General features: G+C 61.7%; 10 protein-coding genes and 1 pseudogene. 7 read left to right on the top strand and 4 right to left on the bottom strand.

Annotation, left to right across the window (positions count from 1 at the left end; translation table 11 throughout):
- Window positions 1-52 precede the first annotated feature (52 nt).
- Window positions 53-763, top strand: a complete 711-nt coding sequence (locus NTW26_05620; protein MCX7021741.1) for a hypothetical protein — start codon at window positions 53-55, stop codon at window positions 761-763.
- Window positions 764-833: 70 nt separating this feature from the next.
- On the opposite strand, the gene asnA is transcribed toward NTW26_05620, so the two are convergent.
- Window positions 834-1961, bottom strand: coding sequence for an aspartate--ammonia ligase (asnA, locus tag NTW26_05615; GenBank protein ID MCX7021740.1), 1128 nt, complete (start codon window positions 1959-1961; stop codon window positions 834-836).
- Window positions 1962-2172: 211 nt separating this feature from the next.
- Between asnA and NTW26_05610 the strand changes: the two are divergent.
- From NTW26_05610 to NTW26_05595, 4 genes and pseudogenes are all read left to right on the top strand, one after another.
- Window positions 2173-3507: pseudogene (locus NTW26_05610) on the top strand (glutamine synthetase family protein).
- 177 nt (window positions 3508-3684) lie between these two features.
- On the top strand, window positions 3685-4140 hold the full coding sequence (locus NTW26_05605) for an iron-sulfur cluster assembly scaffold protein (protein MCX7021739.1): 456 nt from the start codon (window positions 3685-3687) through the stop codon (window positions 4138-4140).
- 120 nt (window positions 4141-4260) lie between these two features.
- Window positions 4261-4899 carry a hypothetical protein gene (locus tag NTW26_05600; GenBank protein ID MCX7021738.1) on the top strand — a complete coding sequence of 213 codons (639 nt, stop codon included), beginning with the start codon at window positions 4261-4263 and terminating at the stop codon, window positions 4897-4899.
- Window positions 4900-4921: 22 nt separating this feature from the next.
- Window positions 4922-8374, top strand: a complete 3453-nt coding sequence (locus NTW26_05595) for an FG-GAP-like repeat-containing protein (GenBank protein MCX7021737.1) — start codon at window positions 4922-4924, stop codon at window positions 8372-8374.
- A 98-nt stretch (window positions 8375-8472) separates the two neighbouring features.
- On the opposite strand, the gene NTW26_05590 is transcribed toward NTW26_05595, so the two are convergent.
- The 3 genes from NTW26_05590 to NTW26_05580 all read right to left on the bottom strand — a co-directional run bounded on the left by NTW26_05590 (window position 8473) and on the right by NTW26_05580 (window position 11178).
- Window positions 8473-8742, bottom strand: coding sequence for an RNA-binding protein (locus tag NTW26_05590; GenBank protein MCX7021736.1), 270 nt, complete (start codon window positions 8740-8742; stop codon window positions 8473-8475).
- A 163-nt stretch (window positions 8743-8905) separates the two neighbouring features.
- A complete protein-coding gene (locus NTW26_05585) occupies window positions 8906-9454 on the bottom strand; it encodes a T9SS type A sorting domain-containing protein (protein ID MCX7021735.1) in 549 nt (182 codons plus the stop codon).
- Window positions 9409-11178, bottom strand: a complete 1770-nt coding sequence (locus NTW26_05580; protein ID MCX7021734.1) for a M28 family peptidase — start codon at window positions 11176-11178, stop codon at window positions 9409-9411. The genes NTW26_05585 and NTW26_05580 overlap by 46 nt, the downstream gene beginning before the upstream one ends.
- Before the next feature lie 146 nt (window positions 11179-11324).
- Between NTW26_05580 and NTW26_05575 the strand changes: the two genes are divergently transcribed.
- Together NTW26_05575 and NTW26_05570 are read left to right on the top strand one after the other, a co-directional pair.
- Window positions 11325-12764, top strand: a complete 1440-nt coding sequence (locus tag NTW26_05575) for an MBOAT family protein (GenBank protein MCX7021733.1) — start codon at window positions 11325-11327, stop codon at window positions 12762-12764.
- An 8-nt stretch (window positions 12765-12772) separates the two neighbouring features.
- Window positions 12773-13777 carry a hypothetical protein gene (locus NTW26_05570; GenBank protein ID MCX7021732.1) on the top strand — a complete coding sequence of 335 codons (1005 nt, stop codon included), beginning with the start codon at window positions 12773-12775 and terminating at the stop codon, window positions 13775-13777.
- Window positions 13778-13780 lie beyond the last annotated feature (3 nt).

The raw sequence follows: 13780 nt of genomic DNA, 5'->3' as shown, positions 1-13780 counted from the left end.
GGAGGACATCCTGACCGTCCCGCGCTGGGTGCTTTAGTGAAAGGGAGAGGTCATGAAAACCGTCATTTTGATGCTCGTGCTGCCGCTGGTCGCTCTCGCCGGCCTGGACGCGGCGTTCATGGTTGGGAACTATTACCAATACTGGTCGGAAGTGGTTGAGTACGTGAGAAACGACCCGCGCTTCGATGATGTTTACTTTATTGATATCAAGGATTTCACGCCGTCTCTTGAGTTTATGCGCAACTTCGATACGCTCTTCGTTGGAGGGACATATACAGAGGAACCGGATGAGTTCGGTGACAACCTGGCCGACTATGTGGACGGCGGCGGCTGTGTGGTATGTATCTTTGATATGCTCTTTTATGACCCCGCAGGTTATGGCATCGGCGGTCGCTGGCTGGAGGATGAGTACGCGCCGTACGGACATATACCCGATGAATATATAATCTACGATTACCAGGATTTGCACATTATCGAGCCCGGGCACCCGATTTTTGAGGGGGTGTCCCATTTAAGCGATGTGTATTGCCATTTCCCGCTTGAGCTCCGGCCCGGGGCCCGTGAAATCGCCGATTTCCCCCTCTATCCCGGCATCGCCATAAACGCAGGCAACACCGTCGTCGGTTTGGATTACGTGTGTAATAATCCCCAGGGCTGGACCGGGGATGGCTATCTAATTATGGCCAACGCCGCCTGCTACCTGGCCGCCCACTCCGCCGTGCGGGAAATGTCATGGGGCCAAATAAAAGCTGAATTCGAGTAATACCCCCGCCTCTATTGTTCTAAAAAAGACCGCCCGGAAGGCGGTCTTTCTACTGGACGGGGGGAAATCGCTATTCCAGCACGTGGATGTTGCGCGGGGCGCAGATGTCCTTCAACTGCTTGGGCCAGACGGTGACGCTGACCTCGCCCAGGTGCGCCGCGCGCAAGAGGTACATGTAGGTGCGCGACTGGCCGATGCCTCCGCCGATGCTCAACGGAATCTGGTCGTTGATGATCGCCTTGTGGTACGGCAGGTTGAGGAAATCCTCCTGGCCGGTGATCTTGAGCTGCTGCTTGAGGGTGTCCTTGGTGACGCGGATGCCCATGGAGGTGAGCTCGTGGCGGCGCTTGGTGACCGGGTTCCAGACCAGGATGTCGCCGTTGAGGCCGTGCATGGGCTTGCCGTCGGCGGAGACTGTCTCGGTGACCCAGTCGTCGTAGTCGGCGGCGCGCATCTCGTGGGGGTACCCGTCCTTCAACACCCAGCCGATGCCGATGATGAAGACGGCGGGGTACTTCTGGATGATTTTCGTCTCCCGCTGCTTGCGCGGCAGGTCGGGATACATGTCCCGAATCTCCTCGGCGTGGAGGAAGGTGAGCTCCTCGGGTAAGTCGGGGTATTTTTTATCCTTGAGCTCCGGGTACATCTCCTGGGCCATCCTGCCGGCGCCGAGGATGACCTTCCAGAGCTTGCGCACCGTGTCCTTCAGGTAATCCAGGTTGCGGTCCTTGGCGGTGATGACCTTCTCCCAGTCCCACTGGTCCACGTATGAGCTGTGGTCGTGGTCGAGGAAGTAGTCCTTGCGCACGGCCTTCATGTCGGTGCAGAGTCCCTCGCCGACCTTGCAGTCGAACTCCTTGAGCGCCATCCGCTTCCACTTTGTGGCGGCCTGCACCACCTGGGCGCGGATGGGGGTTTTGAGGCCGAGGCCGCAGTTGAACTCGATGGGCGTGCGGGAGCCGTCGCGGTCCAGGTAATCGTTCACGCCGCTCTCGCGGTCCACGATCAAGGGGACCTGCGACATGAAGAGGTTCAGCTCTTTGCAGAGGTTCTGTTCGATGTAGCTCTTTATCGCGAAAAGGGCCTTCATCCTCTCCTTGGGCGGCAGGAGCGGCTTGTAGTCTGTGGGGAGAATCTTCTCCACCTCTTCGTAGGTGCTAATGCCCGGTCCCGCCAGATCCGCCTTCTTGTCGGCCATCGTCGGTTCTCCTTGTGGTGTTATGGACGTCTGGAAGCGGGTGAATAGTATCGGTTAAAGGGCGCGTTGTCAACGGGGCCCGCCCGGGAAAGCCCGCGGTCCGAACCGCAAAACGGCACCTTCCCCGCTTGACTTGGTCCGCCTTGTAAGCCAAAATCCGACCTTGCTTAAAGCTGCGCCGTCGCAGTAAAAAAAACCAGAGGCAAATTCCATGAAAACACTCCAGGACATCAAAAAACTCATCGAGAAATCCGGCGTCCAGCTCATCCGGGTCTGCTTCACCGACATCATCGGCGACCTCAAGGGATTCAACATCCTGCCCTCGGAGCTGGACAAGGCCGCGAGCGAAGGTCTCGGCGTGGACGGCTCCTCCATCGAGGGCTTCGCACGCATCAACGAGTCGGACCTGGTGGCGGTCCCCGACCTGGACACCTTCAGGGTCCTCCCGGACGAGTTCGGCAACCGGCAGCTCCGGTACGCCCTGGTGTTCTGCGACCTCTTCACGCCCGAGGGCTCCCCCTACCCCGGCGACCCCCGCTTCGTTCTCAAAACGAACCTGGAGAAGATTAAAGCCGAGGGCATGACCTTCCTCGTCGGACCGGAGCTGGAGTTCTTCTACGTCAAGGGCGAGCTGGACCCCGAGCCGCTGGACCACGGCGGTTACTTCGACGCGAGCCTGATATCCAAGACCGCGTTCGTCTGCGACAAGACCTTGGCCATGCTGGGCGACGAGGGTCTCGGCATCCGGGGCGAGCTGAACCACCACGAGGTAGGCCCCAGCCAGTACGAGGTGGACCTCCGCTACACGGACGCCCTCGTCATGGCCGATCAGGTCATGCTGGTCAAGCTTCTGATCAAGGAGGTGGCGAGGATGAACGGCATTCACGCCACCTTCATGCCCAAGCCGGTATTCCGGGAAAACGGCAGCGGGATGCACGTCCACCAATCCCTCTACCGGGACGGGAAGAACCTCTTCGTCGGGGACGGGGGCTCCTCGCCGCTGCCGGGGCTGAAACTCTCCGATTTCGCCCTAAAATACACCGCGGGGATTCTGGCGCACATCCGGGAGGCCACCCTGGTCCTGAACCAGTGGGTCAACTCGTACAAGAGGCTCGTCCCCGGCTACTAAGCGCCGTGCTACATCGTCTGGGGGCACCGGAACCGGTCGGCCCTGGTCCGGATCCCCCACTACAAGACCCCGCAGTCGGCGAGAATCGAGCTGCGGAGCCCCGACCCCGCCTGCAACCCCTATCTGGCCTTCTCGGTAATGCTGGCCATGGGGATGAAGGGGGTGCACGATTCCTACGAGCTGACCGAACCCACCGAGGAAAACATCTACGACGAGGGCATGCGCTCCAGGGAGATCCAGGAGCTCCCGGAAAGCCTTTCCGAAGCCCTCCACGTATTCAAGAAGAGCGACCTCATGCGGGAGACCCTGGGGGATCACGTCTACCAGAAATTCATCGAGAACAAGACCATCGAGTGGGATTCCTACCGCCAGGTCGTCACCGGATACGAAATCCAACACTCCCTGCCGCGCCTGTAGGGGGCGCGCGTGGAGCCGATTTACGACGCCTGCTGCGGCCTTTACCGCGGCGCCTTCCCGGTTATCCCGACCTGCGCGCATCGGTGAAATGCGGATTAGACGATAAATACGCTCTCGGATTGTAAGTCTGAAGAAAAAGATGGCATACTGAGGTTGGATGCTTTCGCGGGAGAGAACATGGAATCCTACACCGAAAAGGTCATAGACCACTTCCGGCACCCGCGCAACGTGGGCGAGATTCCCGACGCCGACGGCATCGGCCGCGTGGGCAACCCCCCCTGCGGCGACATCATGGAGATGTACATCAAGGTGGACGCCCTAGGGCGCATCGTGGACTGCAAGTTCAAGACCTTCGGGTGCGGCGCCGCCATCGCCACCAGTTCCATCACCACCGAGATGGTCATCGGCCTGACGATTGACGAGGCGGAAAAGCTCACCCGGAACGACGTCTCGGAGGCGCTGGGCGGCCTGCCCAAGCTCAAGCTGCACTGCTCCAACCTGGCCACGGACGCCCTGCGCGCGGCCATCGCCCACTACCGCTGCCGGAAGGACGGCACCTGCCCCGACCTGGAGAAGATGGACCTGGGCGACTCCTGCGGCCACGAGGACCACGGGGAGGACGGGTTGGGATAGTAGTCGGAGGGTTCCATTGCGCCAAAACGGCCCGCAACGGGCCGTTTATTTTTTCCCCTTGACTGGAAAGGGGAATACATTTAGGTTTACGGTAATGGAGTAGCATGCGAAAGGAGTGACATGAAACACTTGAGCGCGTTGTTTTTAATCCTCCTCACCGCGACTTTAGTCACCGCGCAGGTCACGGCGACGGTTGAATCCGTCAAACCGCGCCTGGCCATCATCCCCCTCGTGGCCCAGGGCGTCAGCGAGACCGACGCCAGCATAGCCACCCAGTACCTCACCACCGAGCTCATCCGCCAGGGGCGGTTCTGGGTCCTCGAGCGGGAGTACATGGCGCAGATCATGGAGGAGCAGGCGATGGTGCTGACCTGCACCGACGTCGAGTGCGCCGTCGAGATCGGGCGGGTGCTGGCCGCCGAGAGGGTCATCGTTGGCTCGGTCACCAGCTCCGGCGGCAACTACGTCCTCACCATCCGCATGATCAACGTGGAGGAGGGGAGCGTCATCGCCAGCACGACGGAGCGCACCACGGCCTCCAGCACCGCTCTTTCGAACCTGGCCAAGGATGTCGGCTCTCGAACCTACCTAAACGACATCAAGGAACCGTCCGATACGGACTGGCTCTGGTGGACGCTGGGCGGGGTCGCGGCGGTGGGCGGCGGAGTCGCCATCGCCCTCATGTCAGGTGAGAACGGCGACGGCGGGGGAGGGGGGGGAGACCTCCTTCCCGAGTGGCCCGGACTTCCCAACGAATGACGGCCGATGATTGGAGGTGAGCATGCGAAAAACGCTATTCATTCTTTTCGTGGGTGCTTCGGCGGTCCTGGCCACCATCTCCACCCAGACCAACTGGAACGGCGGAGACGGTGAAGAGGGGCCGGTCGGCGAATGGGGAAATAAATTTTTCGACGAGACGAACACCAACTACTCCGGCGTGGCCGGCCAGCTTACACTGAAGCTGGTCAGCACCGTGAATCCCATGTGCAACATCATCGGCACCGATGTGACCGAGGTGAAAAGCCTCCACGTCGGCGACATAGACGGGGACGGGGACGCAGACGTGGCCAGCGCTGCGTACGGCAATTCCGGGTTGACCTGGTGGGAGAACACGAGCGGGGACGGCCTCGCCTGGGCATCGCACTACATCGGTGACGGCGGGACCGGAAACGATCCCCATTACGTGTGGCTGGCCGACCTCGATAACGACGACGACCTGGACATCGTGCTGGTTTTGATCGGCGCCGGAGCCGTCGTCTGGTGGGAAAACGAGGACGGACACGGCGGATCCTGGAACCGCCACTCCGTGGACTACACCATGAACCGCCCCAGCTGGGTGGACACGGCGGACCTCGACGGCGACGGGGACCTCGACATCGCGGGGGCCATCGTGTCCGGCGACGAGTTCCGCGTCTGGCTGAATAACGGTGACGCCTCCTCCTGGACGATGTATAAATTGATATACACCATGTCCGACCTGGGCGCCCCCACATCCATATACGCCGCGGACATGGACGACGACGGGGACCTGGACCTCGTGGGGTGTTCCCATTGGGAGGGCGACGTCATCTGGTGGAATAACAACGGGGGCGCACCGAACACCTGGCCTGAAACCAAAATCACCACCGACTTCCCCTGGGCGGAGTCGGTGAGCGCAGCCGACATGGACGGCGACGGCGACACGGATGTCGTGGCCGCATCCGCCTACGACAGCTATCGTCAGGGCGACGGCCACCAGGTGGCCTGGTGGGAAAACCCCGGCTGGGCCGAGCACGTCGTGGCCCCCGACTTCGGACCCTCCTACTACGTCCGGACCGTGGATCTCGACTACGACGGTGATTACGACCTTCTGTCCACGGCGTGCGAGGAAGAGGGCGGCGGCGGCGGCGACAACGTGGTCCGCTGGTTCGAGAACAAAACGGGCGACGGGCTGAGCTGGAGCGGTCACACCGTCGAGGACTACTTCACGGGCGCGGGCCCCTGCAGCGCCATAGACGTCACCGGAAACGGCCTTCTGGAAACCGTTTCGGCGGCCACCGAACTGGGTGAAATCGCCTGGTGGCAGACCGTCAAATACTCCAACTACGGCGAGCTGACCTCCTCCATCCTGGACAAGGGAGGGGACAATCTGGACTGGGGAGCCATCTTTTGGAACTCCAGCGACCCCGACCAGACCACCCTCAAAGTCCAGGTCCGCTCCGGCGACAACCCTGGAAACATGGGGAGCTGGTCGCAGGACATCACCGATTCGTACTTCGATCTGAACAACATCTTCTCGGACACCGACCGGTATTTCCAGTACAAGGTGATGATGGTCACCGAGGACGTGTGCGCCACGCCGGTGCTCAAGGATATAAGCATCGCCTACGGATCGGATTCCTCACCGCCGGTCATACACCACACCCCGATCCGGACGGCCCCCATCGCCATCGCGGTCCAGATCGAGGCCACGGTCACCGACACCCAGGGCGTCGTTGGGGCGCGGCTGTACTACCGCGCCACCGGGGTCGCCGACTTCATCTGCGTCAGCATGACCAAGTCCGGTGACATTTACAAGGCGACCATCCCCGCCGATTGCGTCACTGAGCGCGGCGTGGAGTATTACCTCTGGGCCAGCGACGGGTTCAACGTAGCGATGCTCCCGTCTGGCGGGGCCGACGATCCGTACTCTATCCAGGTCACCTACACCGACGAAGGCATAAACCCGGGCGCGCCCCAGGACTCGGGGCACACCGTGGCCGATTACCGGCTCTTCAGCGTGCCGACGGACTACGGCGACGATGGCGGTGCGCCGGACTTCGTCCTGGAGGACGACCTGGGTCCCTACGACCAGAAGGAGTGGAGACTCGCCCGGTACCAGAATGATTCCTTCGTCGAGTACACCATCGGCGACATCGAGAACTTCATGCCCGGCCGGAGCTACTGGCTCATCGTGGCCGCCGAGGGCGTCACCCTGGACTCCGGCGCCGGCCAAAGCCCGGATACCGGCGAGCCGTACCCCATCACCATCGATCCGGGCTGGAACCAGATCGCGAACCCCTACGCCTTCTACGTGGCCTGGTCCGACGTGCTGGACCTGGACGACAACTCCGGCGTTTCCAGTCTGCTCCAGGACCCGGTCGGCTACGAGGGCAGCTACGAGTATAGCGTCGGGGTTCTGGAATCCTGGAAGGGCTACTGGGTCTACTTCGACGGCGCCTCTCCGGCGACGCTCTACATCCCGCCCATCGAGTACCAGCCCGAAAGCCCGCAAGCCGGCGATTCACCTCTAATTTCCCGGACGAATCGGACCGCAGGCGCCCCGTCGGTGCTGCCGGCCCCCGAGGCGGAACCCGTGTGGGCGCTCGCCGCGTCAACTCCGGCACGGGCGGGTGTGTCCGGGGGAGTCGGTTTAGTTTCCGGAAACGATTCGACCCTCACCGGTCCGGCGCGACCCGAGGCCTCCCCGTCCGCGCCCATTGACGGACCGACGACCGTTTATACCGGCGAGCCGGAATGGACCCTGGAGCTCCGGCTGGACTCGGGCGGAATCGTGGACGGCTGGAACCGCCTCGGCGTGACCCGCGGTTCGACACTCTACTGGGATTCGCTGGAGAAACGCGAGCCGCCCTACCTCTCCGGCGCACCGAACCTGTGGTTCGATCACGACGATTGGCCGAACCGCCGCGGCCGCTACGCCACCGACTGGCGACCCACGGTGGGCGAGGGCCTGGAGTTCCGGATATCCGTCACCCCGGCCGCCGGGGAGGGCGAGGCCCTGCTGAGCTGGCCCGGAATGGACGACCTGCCGGTCTGGCTCGATGCAGTGCTCCTGGACACCGCCTCGGGAGCCGAGATTGATCTCGGCGAGGCGGAGGACTACCTCGTCCGCTTCACACCCGGCGAGGCGGCGCGCGAGCTCGTGCTGTTCGTAGGCGGCGGCGATTGGATTGAGGACCGCTTGCCCAACGCTCCGCGGAGAACCTACCTCCAGCAGAGCTACCCCAACCCGGCCCGGGCCTCAGTGACCATCGCTTTCGGGCTGTCGGCCGACGGCCCGGTGGAGCTGACGGTTTACGACCTGGCCGGCCGCCGAGTGGCGACGCTGCTGGATGGCGAACTGACCGCCGGGGACCGACTGGTGAGCTGGGACTGCCGGGATTCGGCGGGGAGGGCGGTACCCTCGGGGGTGTACCTCTACCGCCTGGTGAGCGACGAGGGCAGCCTGGCACAACGCCTCGTTATCGCCCGGTAGAACGGACTTAGGGGCCCCCTGGGTTCCCTTGGAAAACTCAGGAATAAAAAAAGGGGAGAGGCTTGGCCTCTCCCCCGTCCGTTTGGTCTTGCGCTTGTCTAGCGATCGGACTCGGAATCGCGCGGTTTTCTCTCGCGAGCCTCATCCACGCGGATGGTCCGACCGTCGAGCTCGGCACCGTCCATCTCGGATATGGCGTTTCTCCCCGACTCGTCATCGGCGAAAGTCACAAAGCCAAAACCCCGGGACCGGCCGGAATCACGCTCGGTGATTACCTTGGCCTCGACCACTTCGCCGAAGCGCTCAAACGCCTCACGAAGCGACTGGTCGGTTGTGTCCCAGCTCAGACTCCCCACGAACAGCTTCACTCTCGGACCTCATTTCTCTATGGCGCCTTTCGGGCGCTCGCCCTTGGAGGGATGCCCCTCCTTCCGCAGGACGGCCGGGGGCCGCCCTCTTGACAACCCTAGCCAAATTACGGCTAAAGCGATGGAATCATATCACCCGTTCTTTGCCTTGTAAATAAAAAATTTAACGGATAACGGCCAGTTTGCCAGTGGTGGCCGCCCCGTCCGGCGTTTTTAGAAGATAGATGTAAATCCCCGAGGCCAGCGTAAGTCCCGAAGAATTAACCACTTCCCAAGAATATTCGGAACTTTCCGCCGTGGCCCGGAAGACCCGGGCCCCGCCCGCGTCGAAGACGGAAATCTCCGTGCGCGGAGTGAGGTTGGCGAAGGTGACCGCATCGTGCTCCCCGCCGCGGAAGGGGTTCGGGTAGGCGTAGGGTCCGGTCGGGCCTTCCCCATCGGGCGGCTTGATGAGCCCGATGAGCTGGGCCAGCGCCCCCGCCGTCGCCCGCGTCACCTGCCGGGTGAAGGGGAAGTGGTCTTCGATGTTCGGGTAGTCGTCCTCCTGGGAGTGGTAGTAGGGGTAGGTGACGGGGTGGTCCTCGATGCCGAGGAGGGCGGCGTACCCGGCGTTCCAGAACGAGGCTTGGTCCGAGCCGCCGTGACGCTCCAGCCACTTGGTCCAGGTTAGGCCGTCGCCGTACTTTTCGCAGGCTTCGCCCACGAGGTCCACCAGCACTCCTCGGCGTCGAAGAAGGCGAACCGGAGAGTGCGCCGGTTGTCGTAGGGCACCAGGACACGGGCCAGCTCGAGGAGGGCCGTCGAACCGGAGCCGTTGTCGTTTGCCCCGGGGGCCAGCTCCATCGGGTCCGAATCGTGGCTGGTCGAATCATAGTGGGCGGTGGAGTATACGTACTCGTCGGGTCGGGACGTACCCCGCCGTTCGCCTATCACATTGGTCATCGTCAGCCCCTGAAAACCGTCGGGGAGCCAGAAGGGCAGCCAGGTGAAGCTGTAACCGCCGTCGTCGGAGTAACCGGGGTAGTCGGAGCAGAGCACCCAAAAGCGTCCGTCATCGTAGGCGGTGTCCGTTATCAGGCTCCCCACGCTGTCAAGGCCGCCGGACCGGTCGTCCCAGGTTTCACCCCCGTCGTCGGTGTACCACAGACCGCCCCAATCGTTGCAGATCAGGTACTCGCCCGGTCCCAGGAGGGAGACGCTGACCAGGTCCCGGTCGGGGGACGGATTGTCGAGCCGCTCCCAGGTCTCGCCGGCGTCGGTGGTGACAAAGACCCAGCCGCCAACCCCAAGTCCCTTAGCTCCATCCTCAAAGACCAGGTCCCAGCAGTAATCTCCGTATTCGTCTCGGTAGACCCGATCCCAGGTCCAACCGCCATCCGTACTCCTGAATATGGCACCGGTTCGGGGCGCGGCGAGAACCGTGTCCGGCGCGCCCGCCGGTGACGCCGCGGAGTACACGATGTCGCCCATCATCCCGCGGGCCTCCCAACTGTCGCCCCCGTCGCCGGTCCGGTAAACCCGGCCCCGGGAGGTGAAGATATACCCCACCTCCGGGGTGAAGAAGAACATGGTCACGACCCTGTTGAACTCGTCATCCAGGATCTCGGTTTTTCTCCAGGTTATTCCCCCATTGGTGGAGCGGTAGTAGAATCGGCCGCCGGCGTAATGTATGGTGTTGGGAGAGAAGACTTCAACTCCACCCCAGCTCTCATCGCCGAGTTCCGGCGAATTTCCGATGAAACTGAAGTCTTCTCCTCCGTCATTAGAGAAAAAACACTCTCCGATACGATTAATCTCGTCGCCTCCGGCCATGGCGACCAGTTCGTCATCCACCGAGAACCTGCTGAGAGGGCCGAATAACCTTTTATCCATCTCCACCTCGTACCCGTACTCCTCCAGGAGGGCGGCGAGGTAGTCCTGGGCCTGGAAGTTACCCTCACTGGTGGTGTATCGGGTGCGGAAGGCGGCCAGGTCCTCGTCAAAGGCCATGATGGACGCCAGGTCCACCTCCTCCACCAGCTCGTTGATAAGTCCCCCTTCGACCGAGAACAACCCGGGCGGCATCGGCCTCTCCGGCGCGCGCACTACGGGCATCAACCGCCGGAAGTAAAGGTTTGGGTCGCCGCAGAGCCGAAGAAGCTCCTCCCGCGTCAGCCGGCAGACGGCGCTCCCATCGGGGAGGAAGCCGTGGACCGTGGCGACGCCCGGGAGGCGCACCGGCCCTTCGATGGTCGAGACCAGGTAGAGCGGCGCGTCGGAGTCGCCGATTTCCACGGCTCTGGCCAGGGGCTCTCGGGTCAGGTAAAGCTCGTACCCGCCGGAAATGCCGAGGTAGACCCCATCGGGCGCCGGGCTTCCCGTCGGCACGGCCGAGACGTACCCCGCCCCGGCGAGCGTTACCCCCAGGGTCAACAGTACTAGAAAGGCGTTTTTCATCAAAACTCCCTAGTGTGCGCTGCTCGCGGACATTTTAGCAAAATTAAAACGCTCACACAGTAGTGGACCGGCGACGGTCCGCTGAGAAAGTGACTACGTTTTGGTACAATAGGGCTTACCTTGGAACCCTAAACCGCCGGACGCCGATGCTCTTCAACTCCCTTCAATTCGCCCTCTTCCTCCCGGCGGTGGTCGTCGGCTACTGGCTCCTGCGCCGTAAGCCGCCCCGGTACCAGAATCTGCTCCTCCTCGCCGCGAGTTACCTTTTCTACGCCTGGTGGGACTGGCGCTTCCTCGGCCTGATAATAATCGTCTCCCTGTCGGACTACCTCGTGGGGCGGGGGCTGGCGGTCGAGGAAAGGCCGGGGCGGCGGCGGCTCCTCCTGGGAGTGAGCCTGGTCGTCAACCTCGGCATACTCGGTTTCTTCAAGTATTTCAACTTCTTCGCCGACTCGGCGGCCGACCTGCTACGATTATTCGGCCTGAAGGCCGACCCGACCACGCTCAACATCATCCTCCCCCTGGGGATAAGCTTCTTCACATTCAAGTCCCTCTCCTACTCCATAGACGTTTTCAGGAAAAAGTGTGAGCCGACGCGGGACGCCGTGGCGTACTTCGCCTACGTCGCCTTCTTCCCACAGCTTTTCGCCGGGCCCATCGAGCGGGCGAAGAACCTCCTGCCGCAGTTTTTGAAACCCCGGACCTTCGACGCCGACGAGGCCAAGGACGGCCTGCGGCAGATTCTCTGGGGACTGGTGAAGAAAATCGCCGTGGCCGATTTTCTGGCCGTTTACGTGGACGCGGTTTTCCTGACCTACAACCACCAGGACGGCCTGGTGCTAGGCATCGGGATCTTTTTGTACGCCATCCAGCTCTACGCCGATTTCTCCGGCTACTCGGACATCGCCATCGGCGTGGGGAAGCTCCTGGGTTTCAAAACCAACCCCAACTTCGCCTGCCCCTACTTCTCCCGGAACATCACCGAGTTCTGGCGGCGCTGGCACATCTCGATGATGAGCTGGTTCCGGGATTACATCTTCTACCCGCTGGGGGGGCCGTTCAAGGGGAAGGCGCGCTGGATTCTCTACACCCTGGTGACCTTCGCCGTGAGCGGGCTCTGGCACGGCGCCGACTGGACCTTCGTCGCCTGGGGCCTGTTGAACGGGCTCTACTTCATCCCCATGATTTTAAAAAAAGAGCCGCCGACCTTCACCGGCGTCGTGGCGAAAAAGCGCCTCCTGCCCAGCCTCAAGGAGACGGGGCAGATGGTGGGGACATTCCTTTTAGTCCTTCTGGGCTGGGTGTTCTTCCGGGCCGATTCGCTCGGGCAGGCCTTCGGGTATCTCACCCGGATGGTCACCCACCCGCTCATGCTGGGCCAGGTTTGGTACACCTACTACGTGATGCCCGTACTGGTCAGCCTGGGCCTGCTCGCCGTCGAGTGGGTGCAGCGGAGGAAGCCCCACGCCCTTAAAATCGAAAAGCTGCCCGGCTGGGTCCGCTGGAGCATCTACTACGCCCTGGTCGTCGGGGTGCTCTGCTTCGGCACCTTCGGCGGCTCCGAGTTCATCTACTTCCAGTTCTAGGAGCGGATGTGTCTTCCGTGTTCAAGCGTTTCCTGATCTTCCTGCTCCCCATCCTAGCCCTGCTGGTTTTTCAGTACCTGGTGGACCCGCTGGACATTTACTCAGGCGAACAACTTATCACCCCCGTCACCTCCCATTACCGCTTCGTTAAGACCAACGACTACCTTTATAATCCGGATAACAATCGGGATTATGATGCCTTTATTTTTGGTTCGAGCCGGGTGATGCGGCTTGAGGCGGCCCAGCTCAAGCAGTACGGACTAAAAGCCTTCAACTATGGCATCAATATGACCCGCGCCGAGGACTATTACTGCCAACTGCGACTACTTTTAGAATACAACAGCAAACCGATCAAGTTAATCATCGTCGGCCTAGAGCCGGAGTTGTTCAGCAACATCTGGCCCGTACACCGGCAGCTTCTCCAGGTTCCCGAACTAAGTCGTTACCTCATCGAGGATTTGCCCCTCCCTGAAGCGGGTCACGAAGACCTCCTACAAATCATCAGCGATTCGCTGCGCTACTCTTTCACGGCCCTGTGGAATCATCTGATGGGGATCAAACCCAGCGGCAAATACGAGTTCGATCCCTTGACCGGCGACTATATGGAAAAGGAGTCGCGCAGAAGCGTGGTCAAGATATCGAGCAACCTGTTGCAATCACTCTACGATATCTACAAAGGCTTTACTGAGCTTCATCCCTCCCGAATCGCTTATTTCGACCGATTCATCGACCTCTGCTCCGAAAACAACATCCGGGTGATCGGCTACGTCACCGGCAACCACCCGATCCTACTCGACTTCCTCCGGCAGCATACCGAGTACGAGGAGAGACTGGCCGAAGCAATGGCATACTGGGATTCCATCGAATACGAGGGTTTTTCCTGGCGGGACTTCACCAGCGTTGAGGCCTACGGCGGCGACCCCGACGATTTTGCCGACCTGGCTCATATTGGCACCTACAACTCCGAGCTTGTGGTCCGGCAGTTGATGGAGGAGTACGTGCAATCCGAGTAGCAT

It is taken from the genome of bacterium (genome assembly GCA_026398675.1).
Taxonomy (GTDB): Bacteria; RBG-13-66-14; RBG-13-66-14; order RBG-13-66-14; family RBG-13-66-14; genus RBG-13-66-14.
This window is presented reverse-complemented; position numbering and strand designations above follow the sequence as displayed.